This is a genomic window from Azospirillum sp. B510 (assembly GCF_000010725.1).
GTDB lineage: Bacteria > Pseudomonadota > Alphaproteobacteria > Azospirillales > Azospirillaceae > Azospirillum > Azospirillum lipoferum_B.
The window spans coordinates 1,114,528-1,131,246 of record NC_013855.1 but is presented as its reverse complement, the minus strand read 5'-3'; the positions used below and the strand labels follow the sequence as shown (position 1 = coordinate 1,131,246).

The window sequence follows — 16,719 nt, the reverse complement described above, 5'->3', positions numbered from 1 at the left end:
GTGTGCCGCGCCCACCGCGTGCCGGACATTCGCCGGTGACGGGGGCAGACGGAGCGGCATGAAGGCGGCCAGAGACGACAGGATGCGATCCACGGGACGATCCGGCCTTGCGGCCGGCGCGGTCGCGTTGCTGTTGCAGATCGTCGCCTGGGCGTGGATGCCCGCCATGATCGCCTCCGCCAATGCGGCCGACAGCGGCCGGATCGTCATCTGCACGCCGGATGGGTTCAAGACCCTGCTTGTGGACGATCGCGGAACGGGCGGTGGTCCCGAGGCCGGCAAGGGCGAACCGGGCCTGTCGGTCGGTTCCTGCCCGCTCTGTCCATTGGTCGGCGGGCTGTCCATGCCGCCGCCGGACCTGCGGATCGCCCCGGCGGCGATCGGGCGTCACGGCCCGGACCTGTTGCCCGGTGACCTGGTGGCCGCCGGCTGGTTCCTGTCCACCCTCCAGGCCCGCGCGCCACCGGTCTAAGGCCGGGATCTCGGGATCACCGCGCGAGGGATTCGCGTGGCCGCCCGCCCGCCCTTACCAGCCGTCAAACCGTCCCTCCTTCCAGCTTCGCACGTTCTCCGCGCCGACGGCGCGGTGCCGTGCCCGGCTGGCCTCAGATCGAGATTCGTCATGCCGTTGCGTTTCGCCACGGCCGGTGCTCTGCGCGCCGGCCTGCTGTCCGGTGCCGCCCTGGCCGGGCTGGTTCCCACTGTCGCTTTCGCCCAGTCCTCCGTCACCGCCCTCGCCCAGTCGCTTCCCGCCATCTCGGTGGTCGCGAGCCCGGATGACGCGCTGCCCGCCGGCAGCGGCCTGGGTGGGGAGGGGCTGAGCGGCCGCCGGCTCACCACCAACGACGTCGCCGTCCTGCTGCGCGGCCTGCCCGGCGTCAGCCTCTATGGCAATGGCGGGGTGTCGAGCCTGCCGGCGCTGAACGGGCTGGGCGCCGACCGCGTCAATGTGCTGGTGGATGGCGCGCCGGTGGCCCCCGCCTGCCCGAACCAGATGAACCCGGCGCTGTCCACCATCACGCCGACGCGGCTGTCCAGGGTGGAGGTGATGGCCGGCATCACGCCCGTCAGCGCCGGTGGCGACAGCATCGCCGGCACCATCGCCGTCGAAAGCGCGCCGCCGGTCTTCGCCGCCCCCGGCGAGCCGCCACGCACCGAGGGCAAGCTTTCGGCCTCCTACCGCTCCAACGGCCGGGGGGTGACGGGAGCGGCCGAAGCGTCCGTCGCCGACGATCGCTTCAGCCTCGGCTACAACGGCTCCTGGAGCCGGGCCGGGAATTACAAGGCCGGCGGCGGGCGCACCGTCCGCTCGACCCTCTATGACGTGCAGGACAATGCCGTCACCTTCGGGGCACGGCGCGACGGGCATCAGGTCACGGTGCAGGGCGGCATCCAGACCATGCCCTACCAGGGCTTTCCCACCCAGCGCATGGATCTGACCGACAACAGCACCCTCTTCCTCAACGGCCGTTACGAGGGGACCTTCGACTGGGGAACGCTGGATGCGCGCGCCAACTGGCGCCGCACCCGCCATGCCATGAATTTCCTGGAGGACAAGGGCGGCACCGCCAAGGGCGGCATGCCGATGGACACGCTGACCACCGATGCCGGCTATTCGGTCAAGGCGACGCTGCCGCTGTCGGCGCGCGACACCCTGCGCGTCGGCAGCGAGTTCCGCCATACCCATCTCGACGACTGGTGGGATCCGGTGGCTGGCGTCGCGATGATGAGCCCGCTGACCTTCTGGAATGTCAAGGACGGCAGCCGCGACCGTCTCGGCACCTTCGCCGAATGGGAGGCCGCCTGGTCGCCGGCCTGGACGACGCTGCTCGGCGTGCGCAACGACGTGGTGTGGATGGACACCGGCGCGGTGCAGCCCTATTCCTGGCAGAACAGCGTCGGCATGATGCGGATGGCCAATCCGGACGCCGCCGACGCCCGCGCCTTCAACGCGCGCGGCCATGCCCGCACCGACGTGAATGTCGATGTGACGGCGCTGGTCCGCTACACCCCCTCCGACACCAGCGCCATCGAAGCCGGCTATGCCCGCAAGACCCGCTCGCCCAACCTGTATGAGCGCTATGCCTGGGGCACCGGCGGCATGTCGAGCAGCATGAATGGCTGGTTCGGCGACGCCAACGGCTATGTCGGCAATCCCGGCCTGAAGCCGGAGGTCGCCAACACCGCCAGCGCCACCCTGTCGCTGCACGACGCCACCCGCAAGGCGTGGGAGGTGAAGCTCACCCCCTATTACACCTATGTGCGGAACTATATCGACGTCGAGCGGATCGGCACGCTCGGCAACGGCTTCGTCAAGCTGCGCTTCGCCAACCATGACGCCGTCCTTGTCGGCGCCAACCTGTCGGCGGCGGCCAGGGTCTATGAGGATGGGGAGATCGGCAGCTTCCGCCTGTCCGGCGTGGCCGGCTGGGTGCATGGCCGCAACCTCGACAGCGGCGAGTCGCTTTATCACATGATGCCGCTCAACGCCCAGGTGACGCTGGAGCACCGGCTGGGCGGCTGGAGCAATGCCATCGAGGTGCAGGCGGCGGTCCGCAAGGACCGGGTGGAGGCCGCCCGCAACGAGCCGAAGACGCCGGGCTACGCCCTGGTCGCTCTGCGCACCGGCTATGAATGGGGCGGCATCCGCGTCGATGCCGGGGTCGAGAACCTGTTCGACCAGCGCTATTACCTGCCGTTGGGCGGCGTCGACTACGCCGACTTCAAGGCCGGTGGAAACCAGGGCGCCATCGGGGCGTTGCCGGGACCGGGCCGCTCCTTCATGGCCGGTTTGACGGTGAAGTTCTGATCCAAGGCGCCGGCCCGTTTCACGCCGGCCCGTCTTACACCGTCCGGGAAGCGGCGGGCGGTGTCGAGCGGGTCGGCGCGCCCGTCGTGCCGCGCGGGATCAGGGTCGGCACCAGCGGCGGGATCGCCGCCGGCTCGTCCCCGTCCAGGCAGGCGAGCAGGTAATCGGCGGCGCGGCGGCCGATCCGGTGATTGTCGACCTGCATGGTGGTCAGCGGCGGATCGAGCTGGCGGCTGATGGCGACATCGTCGAAGCCGGTGATGCTCAGGTCCCGCGGCACCGTCAGCCCCATGGCCCGCGCTTCCAGCAGGGCGCCGATCGCCAGATAATCGTTGCCGCAGATCACCGCGCTCGGCGCCGGATCACTCGCCAGGATGGCGCGCACGCTCCGCCGGCCGAAATCGATGCTCCATTCCCCCTCCCGCAGATGCTGCGGCCGGATGCCGAGCCCGCGTTCGGCCAGCGCCTCCCTTATCCCGTCCAGGCGGGCGGTGACGCGGTCATTGCCGGCGGTCGGCTGGATGATGACGCCGATGGTCTCATGGCCGAGGTCGAGCAGGTGGCGGGTGATGGCGTGGAAGGCTTGCCGGTTGTCGAAGCCGACGCAGACATGCGGGCTGTCCGGCCGATGGGTATAGGTGACGACATAGGGAATGCGCCGCGCCTGGATGCTGCTGAACAGCTCCGGCCGGTGGGCCTCGCCGACGATGGCCAGCGCCTCCACCCCGCGGGCCAGCATGGCCTGCACGTCGTGCACCGCCTGATCCTGGTTGTAGTTGAAGCAGCTCAGCAGCAGCGTGATGCCGCGTTCGGCGAAGGCGGCCTGCATCGCCCCGACCTGGGCGGCGAAAACCTCGTTGTCGAGGGTGGGAATCACCGCGCCGACGATGGAACTGCGCCGCCGCGCCAGCGCGCTGCCGGCGGCATGCGGCATCCAGCCCATCGCCCTGGCGGTGGCCAGCACCCGCTCGCGGATCGCCGGGGCGACCTTCTCCGGACTGTTGAAGACGCGCGAAACGGTCGCGGTCGACACCTCCGCCGCCGCGGCGACGTCCACCGCGCGGGGCGCGCGGGGCGCATGTGCTGGCTTCGGCTCGCGCTTCGACATCGCTGGCATCTCCCTGGGGCGGCCCGGAAGCCGAGATTTTGAAAGCGGTTACATATCGTCAATGGTGCGTCAAGTTTGTTGTTGCATCAGTCCGCCCAGCGATCTATGTAAGCGCTTACATCGGCGGTGCCGGCCAGTATTCCCGCCCCGCTTCCCACGGCAATCCGCGAAAGGCCCGCCTTCCGAACGGGCCGCAACAGGAGGAATGGTATGCGCAACGGTCTTCAGGCATTTCTGGCGGGCGCCGTCACGGCGGGCATGCTGCTGTTCAGCGGCGCCGGCAACACGGCGGAGATCGGCGCACGCACCATGAAGCTGGCGAGCACCGGGGCCGACGGGTCGCCGCTGGCGCTGGGCATGGCGAAGTTCGCCGAGATCGTGAAGGAGAAGAGCGGCGGCAAGATCAAGGTCCAGCTCTTCACCAACGGCGTGCTGGGCGGCGACGTGCAGATGATCTCGGCCCTGCAGGGTGGCATCGTCGAGATGACGGTGCTGAACGCCGGGCTGCTGTCCAGCCTGGACGACAATTTCGTTCTGGTCGATCTGCCCTTCCAGTTCGACTCGCCCAAGGTCGCGGACGCCGTGATGGATGGCGCGGTGGGCAAGACCCTGCTGGACAAGCTGTCGCCCAAGGGTCTGGTCGGGCTCGGCTATTGGGAGCTCGGTTTCCGCCAGCTGACCAACAGCCGGCGTCCCATCACCTCGGTCGAGGACATCGCCGGTCTGAAGATCCGCGTCGTGCAGTCGCCGATCTATCTCGACCTGTTCAACACGCTGGGCGCCAACGCGGTGCCGCTGCCCTTCCCCGAGGTCTACACCGCGCTGGAGAGCAAGGCGGTCGACGGTCAGGAGAACCCGGCCCCCAGCATCCTGACCGCCAAGCTGAACGAGGTGCAGAAGTACCTGACGCTCAGCAACCACATGTACAACCCGCAGGCCGTGCTGGTCGGCGCCAAGTTCTGGGCCAAGCTGAACGAGGACGAGCGCAAGCTGATCCAGGACGCCACGCTGGAGGCCCGCGATTACGAGCGCCGGGTGTCGCGCGAGCAGGCTGGCAAGGCGGTGGAGGAACTCAAGGCCAAGGGCATGACCGTCACCGAGCTGGCCCCGGCGGAGCTTGAGAAGTTCCGCGCCAAGATCCGACCGGTGGTCGAGAAGTTCGCTCAGAAGGTCGATCCCGCGCTGATGGCCCAGGCCCAGGCCGAGATCGCCAAGGCGCGCGCCGCCCAGTGACGGCGTCCCTGTCCGGCGGGCGGGCTGGTTCGCCGGGCAGGGCCGTCTCCCAGTGATTCCCGCATTCCCTCCCGATTGGAAGACTCCCCATGGCGCAGCGCATTGACGGCATCATCCCGGTGATGCTGACCCCCTTCACCGATGCCGGCGAGATCGATCGTCCGGGGCTGGCCCGCCTGATCGACTGGTATCTGGCCAATGGCGCCGATGCCCTGTTCGCCGTCTGCCAGTCGAGCGAGATGCAGTTCCTGTCGCTGGAGGAGCGGGTGGAGCTGGCGAAGTTCGTCGTCGAAACCGTCGCCGGCCGCGTGCCGGTGGTGGTGTCGGGCCACATCAGCGACGATCTCGACGCCCAGGTCGCGGAGCTGGCGGCGATGGCGGCCACCGGTGGGGACGCTCTGGTGCTGGTGACCAACCATCTCGACCCGAAGAACGAGGGGACGGCGGCGTTCCGCCATCACCTGACCCATCTGCTGGAGCGGCTGCCGCGCGACATCCCGCTGGGGCTCTATGAATGCCCGGCGCCCTACCGCCGGCTGTTGAGCGACGAGGAGCTGCGGCTGTGCATCGACACCGGCCGCTTCGTCCTGCTGAAGGATGTCAGCTGCGACCTCGACACGGTGAAGCGCCGTCTGGCGATCGCCGAAGGTTCCGGCCTCGCCATCATCAACGCCAACGCCGCCATCGCGCGCGACGCCATGCGGGCGGGGTCGCCCGGCTTCACCGGCGTGTTCACCAACATCCATCCCGATCTCTATCGCTGGATGCGGCTGTCGGGCGACCGCCATCCCGAACTGGCGGAGGAGCTGGCGACCTTCCTGGTGGTGGCCGCGGTGTCGGAAAGCCTGGGCTATCCGGCCTTCGCCAAGATGTATCACCAGCGGCTCGGCACCTTCGGGTCGATCCGCTGCCGGGTGATCCAGTATGACGTGCGCGAACGCTTCTGGGCGCTCGACGCCGTGCTCGACAAGGTCGTCGCCGGCACCGACGCCTTCCGCGCCAGGATCGCGGCCCTGCCGGCCGCCTGAGCCCCCCCGCGAGGGGGCGGACAAGAAACCACAGGGGAGGGCCGGATGGGCCGCTTCATCGACGGGTATGTCTTCGTTCTGAAGGTCATGATCGTGGCCTGTCTGGCCGGCATGCTGGTGCTGGTGTTCGGCAACGTCGTGCTGCGCTACGGCTTCAACAGCGGCATCACGGTGTCGGAGGAGCTGTCGCGTCTCCTCTTCGTCTGGATGACCTTCATGGGCGCGGTGGTGGCGCTGCACAGGCACGGCCATCTCGGCATGGACACCATGGTCGCCCTGCTGCCCCGCGCCGGCCGCCTGGTCTGCTTCTGCGTCAGCCATCTGCTGATGATCTACGCCACCGGCCTGCTGCTCGGCGGCAGCTGGGACCAGACCTTGATCAACCTGTCGGTGGCGGCGCCGGCGACCGGCCTGTCGATGGGCTTCTTCTATGGCGCCGGCGTGCTGTTCGGCGTGCTGGCGCTGGTGATCCTGGCCGTCAACCTCGTCCGCGCCCTGGCCGGCCGCCTCGGCGACGACGAGCTGATCATGGTGACGGAGTCCGAGGAGACGATCGACGCCCCGCACACCGCCTCCGGCCGGCCCGCCTGATCGGCCGCCTGACCTCCAAAGCCCGATTCCGGACGCCCGAGCGCCAAGGAGCCTTCTTCCATGACCGTCACCGTCTTTCTCGGCTCGCTGCTGGGGGCCATGGCCATCGGCACGCCGATCGCCTTCGCGCTGCTGCTGTGCGGTGTCGCGCTGATGTTCCATCTCGACCTGTTCGACGCCCAGATCGTGGCGCAGAACGTCGTCAACGGCGCCGACAGCTTCCCGCTGGTCGCCGTGCCCTTCTTCATGCTGGCGGGCGAGGTGATGAATGCCGGCGGCCTGTCGCGGCGCATCGTCGCCGTGGCGATGGCGCTGGTCGGCCATATCCGCGGCGGGCTCGGCTATGTCGCCATCCTCGCCTCCTGCATCCTCGCCAGCCTGTCGGGGTCGGCGGTGGCCGATGCCGCCGCCCTGTCGGCGCTGCTGGTGCCGATGATGGTGCGGGCCGGTCATGACAAGGCGCGCTCCTGCGGGCTGATCGCCGCCGGTGGCATCATCGCGCCGATCATCCCGCCCTCGATCGGCTTCATCCTGTTCGGCGTGGCCGCCAACGTGTCGATCACCAAGCTGTTCCTGGCCGGCATCATGCCGGGCCTGATGCTGGGCCTGGGGCTGGTCGCCGCCTGGTGGCTGGTGGTCCGCAGCGAGGATCTGACCCCGTCGCCGCGCGCGACGAGGAGTGAGATCGCGGCGGCGGTGAAGGACGGCTTCTGGGCGCTGATGCTGCCGGGCATCATCATCTTCGGCTTGAAGTTCGGCATCTTCACCCCGACCGAGGCGGCGGCGGTGGCCGCGACCTACGCGCTGTTCGTCGCCGTGGTGGTCTATCGCGAGTTGAAGCCTTCCCAGCTGTTCGATCTGTTCGCCGCGGCGGCCACCACCACGGCGGTGGTGATGTTCCTGGTCGCCGCCGCCATGGTGTCGGCCTGGATGATCACCATCGCCAATCTGCCGGCCCAGGTCGGCGACCTGCTGGAACCCTTCATGGGCAGCCCGACCCTGCTGATGGCCGCCATCATGGTGCTGGTGGTGATCGTGGGAACGGCGATGGACATGGCGCCGACCATCCTGATCCTGACGCCGGTGCTGATGCCGGTGATCAAGCAGGCCGGCATCGATCCGGTCTATTTCGGCGTCCTGTTCATCATCAACAACGCCATCGGCCTGATCACGCCGCCGGTCGGCACCGTGCTGAACGTGGTGGCCGGCGTGTCGAAGATCAGCATGGGCAACCTGATGCGCGGCGTCTGGCCCTTCATGGCCGCCCAGTTGATCGTGCTGGCGCTGCTGGTGCTGTTCCCGTCGCTGGTGCTGGTCCCCGCCCGCTGGTTCGCCGGCTGAGTTCGCCGGGGACGTCCGCCGGGGACATCCGCCGTATCGAAGACCCGCTTCCCGATGGGAAGCGGGTTTTTCGCGTCACATCAAGAGAGCGAGCGCTCGTTTTTTATGGCGGCGGTCTTCGCCGGCGGCGGTCTTTTGTGGTAAGGGCGGAGATCACGGGCGCATGCCCGGAGGGACGGGCGTGACGGCGAGGATGAGATGAACAGCTTTCAGGAATTCCAGGCGCGGTTCGATCTGTCGATGGAGGCCCTGTGCGCCCGCATCCTGGAGCGCCACGCCGCCGCCATCCGCGTCAAGAAGCCGGCGGTCGCCATCGCCAATCTGGTCCGCATCGTCGAGACCACCCTGACGCTGTCCAACCGCAAGGGCTTCCATTCCATGGGCCTGCGCGACCTCGCCGAGCAGTCGGGGTTGAGCATGGGCGCGCTCTATGCCCATTTCAACGGCAAGGACACGCTGTTGATGATGATCCTGGGGCAGGTGGTCGGCGCGGTCGACGAGGTGCTGTGCCGCCCGCCGGAGGCGTTGGCCGGGGATCCCGCCGGCCGGCTGCGCTGGCTTCTGTCCACCCACATATACCTGACCGAGGCGATGCACCCCTGGTTCGTCTTCGCCTATATGGAGGCCAAGGCGTTTTCCAAGGAGGGGCGCGATCTCGCGGTGGCGAACGAGCTGGCGACGGAAAAGCTGATCGCCGACACGCTGGACGACGGGATGCGGGCCGGGCGGTTCCGGGTGGCGAACGTCGAGATGACGGCGGCGCTGATCAAGCCGCTGTTGCAGGACTGGTACGTCAAGCGCGCCAAATATCGCCGCCGCGGCGTGACCCCGGACTATTACGCCGGTGAGGTGATCGACTTCGTCGAGGCGGCGATCGGCGCCTGAGCCGCCAGGGAGCCGTCGGGCCCGCGTCCGCCGACAGGTCTTTGACAGGTGGCGGGGATTACTGTGGAGGCCGGCACGATGTCGGTGGGCCCGCTGTCGCGTGGCGCGATCCGGCGGTCGGCTTCCGCCGGCGCCATCGGGTGGCCGGCCTTCTCCACAGTCGAGGTGGTATCATGATTGGGGTCAATGCCGTGCTGGACGGCGAGATGGTTTTCGACCGCGCGGTCGAGGTTCTCGGTACGGCGGAACGCGCCGTGGAGTGGATGGGCTGCAAGGACAGCCTGCTGGGCGGCAAGCCCGGCGAACTGGTCAAGACCGGTGACGGCATGGCCCAGGTCCTGCACTGCCTGCGCCGGATCGAGTTGGACCAGCCCGTCTGACGGGGGGCGGGGATCGGCGATCCGGGGCGGTGATCCTTCGCCGGGATTCACTGCGGCGGGATGCCGCGCTCGCGGGTTCCGGCGTATAGGCTTGACACAGGACAGGGTGGCGGCGGCCATCCCCTTTCCATAGTGTCGTGACGGGCGGGACCCTCTGCCGACGGAGGCGGGAAGCATGCGCATACTGGTCGTGGAAGACACCGAGGATCTCGCCGACGCGATCATCCAGCGGCTGCGCAAGCATGGCTACGCCATCGACTGGGCCGCCGACGGCTATCAGGCGGAGGAGCTGCTGGCGGGCGAGGAATACCAGCTCGTCATCCTCGACCTGATGCTGCCCGGCCCGGACGGGCAGACGCTGCTGCGCCAGCTGCGCCGCAAGGGCGACCAGACGCCGGTCCTGGTGGTCACCGCCCGCTCGCGCGTCGACACCAAGGTGGACGCGCTCGACCTCGGCGCCGACGATTACGTCGTCAAGCCCTTCGACTTCCGTGAGCTGGAGGCGCGTTGCCGCGCCCTGCTGCGCCGCCATCACGGCATCGCCACCTCCGAACAGGTCTTCGGCAATCTGGTCTTCGACACCGCCACCAAGAAGGTGACGGTCGAGGCCCAGGCGGTGGATCTCAGCGCGCGGGAATTCCGCCTGCTGGAGCTGTTCCTGTCGAACCTGAAACGGGTGATGACCAAGGACACGCTGATCGACCGGCTGTGCAGCCTGGACCAGCCGGTGGCGCCCAACGCCATCGAACTCTATGTCTCCCGTCTCCGCCGCAAGCTGGACCGCGCGTCGGTGGTGATCCGCACCGTGCATGGCCAGGGCTATGTCGCGGAACGTCAAGATGCCGCCTGACGGCCGCACCGCGGGGTCGTTGCAGAAAAGGCTGATGGTCCGGCTGGCGCTGGTGCTGGCGCTGGTGGCCGGCTGCCTGTTCCTGCTGATCCGCACCGATGCCCGCCGCGCCGCCGACGGCGCCTATGACCAGTTGCTCCTCGCCTCCGCGCTGGCCATCGCCGATGCGGTGCGGGTGGAGGATGGCGCCGTGGTGGTCGATCTTCCCTATTCGTCGCTCGGCATCCTCGCCATGGCGCAGCGCGACCGCGCCTTCTACAAGGTGCTCGATACCGACGGCGGCCTCGTCATCGGCTATCAGGATTTGCCGGGAGAGGTGCGGCGCGACGATGCCGCCAGCTTCACCGACACGGTCTATCGCGGCGAGCCGGTGCGCGTCGTGGCGCTGGGGCATCTGATCGTCCAGGCCCGACGGGCCAACTGGGTGACCATCGTCGTCGCCCAGACGCGCGAGGAGCGCGACACGCTGGCCCGCGGCTTCTTCCTGAATTCCTTCCTGCCGGTGATGCTGATGATGCTGGTCAGCATCGGGCTGGTGTGGTTCGGCGTGCGGCAGGCGCTGGCGCCGCTGGGCTTTCTGGAGCGGCTGATCCATGCCCGCCGTCCCAACGACTTCAGTCCCATCGACGTGTCGGCCCCGGTGGAGGTGGGCCAGCTTCTGGGCGCCATCAACACGCTGATGGCGCGGTTGCACGGCAATCTGGAATCGACCAAGACCTTCCTGGCCGACATGGCGCACCAGATCCGCACGCCCTTGGCGGCCCTGCGCTCGCAGTCGGAACTGGCCTCGGAGGAGACCGACCCCGCCCGGCTCCAGCGCATCGTCGGCCGCATCCACCGCAACGCCGTCGAGGCCAGCGAGCTGACCACCCAACTGCTCAGCCATGCCATGGTCGTCCACCGCAGCGAGGCGCTGCACCCGGATTTCGTCGATCTGACGGTTCTGGCCCGGCAGGTGGTGCAACGCGCCGCCGCCATCGCCGAGGACACGACGCTGCGTGTCGAGCAGGAGGGTGACGACAACATCGCCGTCTGCGGCGACGGGGTGATCCTGCGCGAGGCGCTGGTCAATCTGGTGGACAACGCCGTCAAATATGGCGGCGACGCCGGCGCGGTCGAGGTACGGCTGCGGCCCGCCACCGGCGACCGCGGCCCGGTGATCGAGGTCGCCGACCGCGGCTCCGGCGTTCCCGACGAGGAGAAGCCCAAGGTGCTGAGCCGTTTTGGCCGCGGCAGTTCGGCGGCGGGCACGGTGGGCAGCGGGCTGGGGCTCGCCATCGTCGCGGCGGTCGCCGATGGGCACGGCGCCGCCTTCTCGCTGAACGACCGTCCCGGCGGCGGCCTGATCGCCCGCATGGTGTTCCCGCTCGACCACCGGTGCCATGCCTGCCGGACCGGTGACGGGACGGAAGGCCGGGGAGGGCATGGCGGGGGAGGGCATGGCGACAGGGATGAAACGGTGGGGAAGGCGGAGCGCTGCTGGCTGCCGTCGCTTCTGCTGCTGCTCGTCCCGCTGCTTGTGCTGTGGCCGGCGGAGGGGCAGGCCAAGCGCACCATCTATGCCGCGCAGGGGGCCGCCAATGCGACGCTCGTCATCGCCTCCACCACCGACCGGCCGGTGATGGAGGGGCTGATCCGGGATTTCCAGCAGCGCAATCCCGGCATCGCCATCCAGTATGACGAGCTGACGGCGGTCGAGCTGTATGACGGCATCGTCCATCCCGGCGAACGGCTGCCCGATCTGGTCATCAGCTCTTCCGCCGACCTCCAGGTGAAGCTGGTCAATGACGGTTACATGCAGCGCCACCTGTCGCCGGCGACGGCGGCCCTGCCGCGCTGGGCCAACTGGCGCGACGAGGCGTTCAGCTTCGCCCAGGAACCGGCGGTCATCGTCTACAACCGTGACCGCATGCCGGAGGCCGACGTGCCGCGCACCCGCGACGACCTGATCCGCCTGATCCGCGCGAAGGAAATCTATGACGGGCGCATCGTCACCTACGACATCACCCAGAGCGGCATCGGCTATCTGCTCGCCACCCAGGATTCGGTGCTGAACAGCCAGTTCTGGCAACTGGTGGACGCGATGGCCGACCGCCACATGGATCAGCACTGCTGCACCGGCGAGATGCTGGACCAGATCGAGCGCGGCGAGCGGCTGATCGGCTACAATCTGCTCGGGTCCTACGCGCGGGCGCGGCAACTGGCCGGCGCCCCCATCGGCATCGTGCTGCCCAGCGACTACACGCTGGTCACCTCGCGCGTCGCCTCCATTCCCAAGGGGGCGGCGCTCGCCGGTCTCGCCGGCCTGTTCATCGATTATCTGCTGTCGGAGGAGGGGCAGACCCAGATCGCCAACAGGACGCCTTTCTACGCCATCTCGCCGACGGTGGACGGCCCCTTCTCGGCGGCGCATCTGCTGGCCGAACTGAACGGGCCGCTCCAGCACACCACGCTCAACCCCGGCCTTCTCGTCTTTCTCGACGACAGCAAGCGCGCCCGCTTCCTGCGACAATGGCGCATGATAACCAACCGCTACTGACAGGCTTCTGACAGATCCGGCCCCTATAACCCCAAGACTTGGTCAAGAAGCGGACAAGCAAGCCGCGGAAATGCCGCTCTCGGCATCGACATGCGTCCGCGAGACACGAAATATTGGGGAATGCCATGTCGGGCGATTTGAAAGAGCGCGCACTTGAGTACCACCGTCTGGGCAAGCCGGGGAAGCTGGCGATCGTGCCCACCAAGCCGATGATGACCCAGCGCGATCTGGCGCTGGCCTATTCGCCGGGGGTCGCCTTCGCCTGCACCGACATCGTCGCCGATCCGGCCAACGCGGCGGAGGTGACGGCGCGCGGCAATCTGGTGGCGGTGATCTCCAACGGCACGGCGGTGCTCGGGCTGGGCGACATCGGGCCGCTGGCCTCCAAGCCGGTGATGGAGGGCAAGGCCGTCCTGTTCAAGAAGTTCGCCGACATCGACGTCTTCGACATCGAGGTCGACGAGAAGGACGTCGATGCCCTGGTCGACACCATCGCCCGGCTGGAGCCGACCTTCGGCGCCATCAATCTGGAGGACATCGGCGCCCCCGCCTGCTTCGAAGTCGAACGCCGGCTGAAGGAGCGGATGAAAATCCCGGTCTTCCATGACGACCAGCATGGCACCGCCATCGTCGTCGCCGCCGCCGTCTACAACGCCTTGCAGGTCGTCGGCAAACGCTTCGAGGATGTGCGCGTCGTCTCCACCGGCGGCGGGGCGGCGGGCATCGCCTGCCTCGACCTGCTGGTCGGCATGGGGGTGAAGCGGAGCAACATCATCCTGGCCGACCGCGAGGGCGTGGTCTATCAGGGGCGCAACGCCGGCATGAACCCCTACAAGGACCGTTACGCCACCGCAGGATCCGTGCGCGGCCTGGACGAGGCGATGGCCGGCGCCGACATCTTCCTCGGCCTGTCGGGGCCGGGCGTGCTGACCGGCGCGATGGTCAGGACGATGGCGGCCAGACCGCTGATCCTGGCGCTGGCCAACCCCGATCCGGAAATCACGCCCGAGGAGGCGCGCGCCGCCCGTCCCGACGCCATCATCGCCACCGGCCGCTCCGACTATCCCAATCAGGTCAACAATGTCCTGTGCTTCCCCTTCATCTTCCGCGGCGCGCTGGATGTCGGGGCGACCACCATCAACGAGGCGATGAAGATCGCCTGCGTCAAGGCGATCGCCGACATGGCGCGGATCGAGGCGTCCGACGTGGTCGCCGCCGCCTACACCGGCGAACAGTTGCGCTTCGGCCCCGACTATATCCTGCCCAAGCCCTTCGACCCGCGCCTGATCGTCGATGTGGCCTCGGCCGTCGCCCAGGCGGCGATGGAGAGCGGCGTCGCCACCCGGCCGATCGCCGACCTGCGCGCCTACCGCGAGCGGCTGGGGCAATATGTCTTCCGCTCCGGTCTGGTGATGAAGCCGGTCTTCCACAAGGCGGCCCAGGCGCCCAAGCGCGTCGTCTATGCCGAGGGCGAGGATGAGCGCGTGCTGCGCGCCGCCCAGGTGGCGGTGGACGAGGGCATCGCCCGGCCGATCCTGCTCGGCCGTGACGAGGTGGTGGCGCGGCGGATCGAACAGCTCGGGCTGCGGCTGGCCTCCGGCCGTGACGTCACGGTGGTCGATCCGGTGCGCGACCCGCGCTGCCACGAATATGCCGACGTCTACCGGCAGGTGATGGGCCGGCGCGGCGTGTCGCCGAATTTCGCCGCCACCATGGTGCGGGCCGACGCCACCGTCTTCGCCAGCCTGATGGTGCGGCGCGGGGCGGCCGACGCCATGGTCTGCGGCACCGCCGGGCGCTATGCCGAGCATCACCGCCACATCCGCGACCTGCTGGGCCGCCGCGGCGACGCGCCGGTCTCCGCCGCGATGACGCTGCTGATCCTGGGCAAGGGCACCTATTTCCTGACCGACACCCATGTCAATCCCGACCCGAGCGCGGAGGAGATCGCCGAGATCGCCGTGCTGGCGGCGGAGAAGGTCCGTCATTTCGGCATCGAGCCGAAGGTGGCGCTGCTGTCGCACTCCAATTTCGGCAGTTCGGATTCCCCGTCGGCGCTGAAGATGCGGGCGGCCTGCGAGCTGCTGCGCCGGCGGGCGCCGGAGCTGGGGGCGGATGGCGAGATGCAGGCGGGTGCGGCGCTGTGCGAGGCGGTGCGCGACGCCGCCCTGCCCAACGGCCGGCTGCGCGGGCAGGCCAACCTGCTGGTGATGCCGACGCTGGACGCCGCCAACATCGCGTTGGAGATGCTGAAGGTGTTGAGCGACGGCCTGTCGGTCGGCCCGATCCTGCTCGGCGTCAGCGCCCCGGCCCACATCGTGACGCCGGAGATCACCACCCGCGGCATCGTCAACGTCACCGCGCTTGCCGTCGTCGACGCCCAGATCGACACCACCCCGGTTCCGCTGCGCCAGGCGGCGGAGTAAGGGGAATCACATTCGGCGGTAATTGCCCTCTCCCGTCCCGGGAGAGGGAGGGGACCCGCGCCGCAGGCGTGGGGAGGGTGAGGGGCAAGGCAAGGGTCCAGAAGCGCATGGTTTCTTGTGCTACCCCTCACCCTTCCCATGGCGATGCCATGGGCCCCTTCCCTCTCCCGGGGCGGGAGAGGGAGTCGAATGCGATCGTGCTGGAAGCAATGAGCCGCGACAAAATGGACCATGAGGGGAAGCGGGCCTGACAGCGATTTGACAGAAGTCCGGTCCACACTGGGTCATATCGGACGCCCGCGAGGCGTCGCTACCGGCGCGGGGGAAGGGAGTGCCCGACCCATGAAACACCGCGACCACCCTGTCGGAAGCTCCAGAAGGAGCATGAATCCGTGACTGACGAATTCGACTTCTACGCCGTCGATCCGGCGACCAGCGCCCGGGAGCGCCGGGACATCAGAGCGCTGCTGGGCAGCTGCGGGCTGGATTACGAGGAGCATATCCAGGTCTTCGTGGTCTGCCGCGCCGCCGGGCGGCTGGTGGCCTGCGCCGGGCTGGAAAGCAACATCGTCAAATGCTGCGCCATCGATCCGGACCTGCGCGGCGGCTCCCTGAGCCTGACGCTGCTGAGCGAGATCGTCCATCTCGCCTATGAGCGCGGCCATTCGCACCTGTTCCTCTACACCCGGCCGGAAAACGTCTCCTTCTTCCAGGGCTGCGGCTTCTACGCGCTGGCCGAGGTGCCGGGCTACGTCACGCTGATGGAGAACACCCCGGTCGGCATCCGCTCCTACTGCGACCGGCTGCGCGCCCTGCGTCCGCAGGGACTGCCGCCGGGCGCGAAGATCGGCGGCGTCGTCATCAACGCCAACCCCTTCACGCTCGGCCACCAGTATCTGGTCAGGCTGGCGGCGGCCCAATGCGACTGGCTGCACCTTTTCGTGGTCAGCGAGGATGTCTCCTTCGTCTCCTACCGCGACCGCTACGCGCTGGTCGAGGAGGGGGTGCGCGGGATCGAGCGGCTGACCCTGCATCACGGCTCGCAATACATGGTCTCGCGCGCCACCTTCCCCGACTATTTCTTCAAGGAGAAGGGGGTGGTCGGCGATTGCTGCACGGCGATCGACCTGCTGCTGTTCCGCAACCACATCGCACCGGCGCTCGGCATCACCCATCGCTTCGTCGGCACCGAGCCCTTCTGCGAGACCACGCGCAAATACAACGCCGACATGAAATTCTGGCTCCAGGGGGCCGGCAGCACGGCCCCGGCGGTGACGGTGATCGAGGAGGCGCGCACCCGCTCGGGCGGCACGCCGATCTCGGCGTCGGAGGTGCGGCGCCTTCTGCGCAGCCGCGACCTCGACCGCATCCGCGCCCTGGTGCCGGCGCCGACCTTCGAGCTGCTGCGCGAGAAATACCTGTCGAAAATCCTGCCGTTCGCCCCCGACCCGACGGGTCATGGCGGCGAGCCCGACGCGCTGGCGCGCCGGGCCCTGGCGGCCGGCATGTGAACCGGCCCGGCGGTGTGA

The 16,719-nt window shown here is 68.6% G+C and carries 13 protein-coding genes; 12 read left to right on the top strand and 1 reads right to left on the bottom strand.

Annotation, left to right across the window (positions count from 1 at the left end; translation table 11 throughout):
* Positions 1-82: 82 nt before the first annotated feature.
* Complete coding sequence (locus AZL_RS19945) at positions 83-472, top strand: DUF2946 family protein (protein ID WP_052293713.1); 390 nt, start codon at positions 83-85, stop codon at positions 470-472.
* 150 nt (positions 473-622) lie between these two features.
* Positions 623-2,809: a TonB-dependent receptor gene (locus tag AZL_RS19940; RefSeq protein ID WP_148219502.1), complete on the top strand. Its 2,187-nt coding sequence runs from the start codon at positions 623-625 to the stop codon at positions 2,807-2,809.
* A gap of 34 nt (positions 2,810-2,843) precedes the next feature.
* On the opposite strand, the gene AZL_RS19935 is transcribed toward AZL_RS19940, so the two are convergent.
* The gene (locus AZL_RS19935) at positions 2,844-3,926 is read right to left on the bottom strand and encodes a LacI family DNA-binding transcriptional regulator (RefSeq protein ID WP_012976270.1); all 1,083 of its coding nucleotides are present in this window, start codon (positions 3,924-3,926) and stop codon (positions 2,844-2,846) included.
* A 201-nt stretch (positions 3,927-4,127) separates the two neighbouring features.
* On the opposite strand from AZL_RS19935, the gene AZL_RS19930 reads away from it, so the two are divergent.
* From AZL_RS19930 to citC, 10 genes are all read left to right on the top strand, one after another.
* Positions 4,128-5,150 carry a TRAP transporter substrate-binding protein gene (locus tag AZL_RS19930; protein WP_012976269.1) on the top strand — a complete coding sequence of 341 codons (1,023 nt, stop codon included), beginning with the start codon at positions 4,128-4,130 and terminating at the stop codon, positions 5,148-5,150.
* 89 nt (positions 5,151-5,239) lie between these two features.
* On the top strand, positions 5,240-6,178 hold the full coding sequence (locus AZL_RS19925; protein ID WP_012976268.1) for a dihydrodipicolinate synthase family protein: 939 nt from the start codon (positions 5,240-5,242) through the stop codon (positions 6,176-6,178).
* A gap of 45 nt (positions 6,179-6,223) precedes the next feature.
* Positions 6,224-6,769, top strand: a complete 546-nt coding sequence (locus AZL_RS19920; protein ID WP_012976267.1) for a TRAP transporter small permease — start codon at positions 6,224-6,226, stop codon at positions 6,767-6,769.
* A 60-nt stretch (positions 6,770-6,829) separates the two neighbouring features.
* Positions 6,830-8,110 (top strand): TRAP transporter large permease subunit, encoded by a 1,281-nt coding sequence (locus tag AZL_RS19915; protein WP_012976266.1) that lies wholly within the window; start codon positions 6,830-6,832, stop codon positions 8,108-8,110.
* A gap of 198 nt (positions 8,111-8,308) precedes the next feature.
* Complete coding sequence (locus AZL_RS19910; protein WP_012976265.1) at positions 8,309-8,995, top strand: TetR/AcrR family transcriptional regulator; 687 nt, start codon at positions 8,309-8,311, stop codon at positions 8,993-8,995.
* A gap of 173 nt (positions 8,996-9,168) precedes the next feature.
* Positions 9,169-9,375 (top strand): antitoxin Xre/MbcA/ParS toxin-binding domain-containing protein, encoded by a 207-nt coding sequence (locus tag AZL_RS19905; protein ID WP_042444323.1) that lies wholly within the window; start codon positions 9,169-9,171, stop codon positions 9,373-9,375.
* 175 nt (positions 9,376-9,550) lie between these two features.
* A complete protein-coding gene (locus AZL_RS19900; RefSeq protein WP_012976263.1) occupies positions 9,551-10,225 on the top strand; it encodes a response regulator transcription factor in 675 nt (224 codons plus the stop codon).
* The gene (locus tag AZL_RS19895) at positions 10,215-12,764 is read left to right on the top strand and encodes a sensor histidine kinase (protein WP_012976262.1); all 2,550 of its coding nucleotides are present in this window, start codon (positions 10,215-10,217) and stop codon (positions 12,762-12,764) included. The genes AZL_RS19900 and AZL_RS19895 overlap by 11 nt, the downstream gene beginning before the upstream one ends.
* A gap of 125 nt (positions 12,765-12,889) precedes the next feature.
* Positions 12,890-15,190 carry an NADP-dependent malic enzyme gene (locus tag AZL_RS19890; RefSeq protein WP_012976261.1) on the top strand — a complete coding sequence of 767 codons (2,301 nt, stop codon included), beginning with the start codon at positions 12,890-12,892 and terminating at the stop codon, positions 15,188-15,190.
* A gap of 392 nt (positions 15,191-15,582) precedes the next feature.
* Entirely contained in the window at positions 15,583-16,701 is a 1,119-nt protein-coding gene (gene citC / locus AZL_RS19885; RefSeq protein ID WP_012976260.1) for a [citrate (pro-3S)-lyase] ligase, read from the top strand.
* Positions 16,702-16,719: the final 18 nt, after the last annotated feature.

What these genes read in the sequence shown, in the direction of transcription:
- AZL_RS19895 (WP_012976262.1), top strand. Translation starts at nt 10,215, where the DNA reads ATGCCGCCTGACGGCCGCACCGCGGGGTCGTTGCAGAAAAGGCTGATG.
- AZL_RS19915 (WP_012976266.1), top strand. Translation starts at nt 6,830, where the DNA reads ATGACCGTCACCGTCTTTCTCGGCTCGCTGCTGGGGGCCATGGCCATC.
- AZL_RS19930 (WP_012976269.1), top strand. Translation starts at nt 4,128, where the DNA reads ATGCGCAACGGTCTTCAGGCATTTCTGGCGGGCGCCGTCACGGCGGGC.
- AZL_RS19920 (WP_012976267.1), top strand. Translation starts at nt 6,224, where the DNA reads ATGGGCCGCTTCATCGACGGGTATGTCTTCGTTCTGAAGGTCATGATC.
- AZL_RS19925 (WP_012976268.1), top strand. Translation starts at nt 5,240, where the DNA reads ATGGCGCAGCGCATTGACGGCATCATCCCGGTGATGCTGACCCCCTTC.
- AZL_RS19935 (WP_012976270.1), bottom strand. Translation starts at nt 3,926, where the DNA reads ATGCCAGCGATGTCGAAGCGCGAGCCGAAGCCAGCACATGCGCCCCGC.
- AZL_RS19900 (WP_012976263.1), top strand. Translation starts at nt 9,551, where the DNA reads ATGCGCATACTGGTCGTGGAAGACACCGAGGATCTCGCCGACGCGATC.
- AZL_RS19940 (WP_148219502.1), top strand. Translation starts at nt 623, where the DNA reads ATGCCGTTGCGTTTCGCCACGGCCGGTGCTCTGCGCGCCGGCCTGCTG.
- AZL_RS19905 (WP_042444323.1), top strand. Translation starts at nt 9,169, where the DNA reads ATGATTGGGGTCAATGCCGTGCTGGACGGCGAGATGGTTTTCGACCGC.
- AZL_RS19945 (WP_052293713.1), top strand. Translation starts at nt 83, where the DNA reads ATGCGATCCACGGGACGATCCGGCCTTGCGGCCGGCGCGGTCGCGTTG.
- AZL_RS19890 (WP_012976261.1), top strand. Translation starts at nt 12,890, where the DNA reads ATGTCGGGCGATTTGAAAGAGCGCGCACTTGAGTACCACCGTCTGGGC.
- AZL_RS19910 (WP_012976265.1), top strand. Translation starts at nt 8,309, where the DNA reads ATGAACAGCTTTCAGGAATTCCAGGCGCGGTTCGATCTGTCGATGGAG.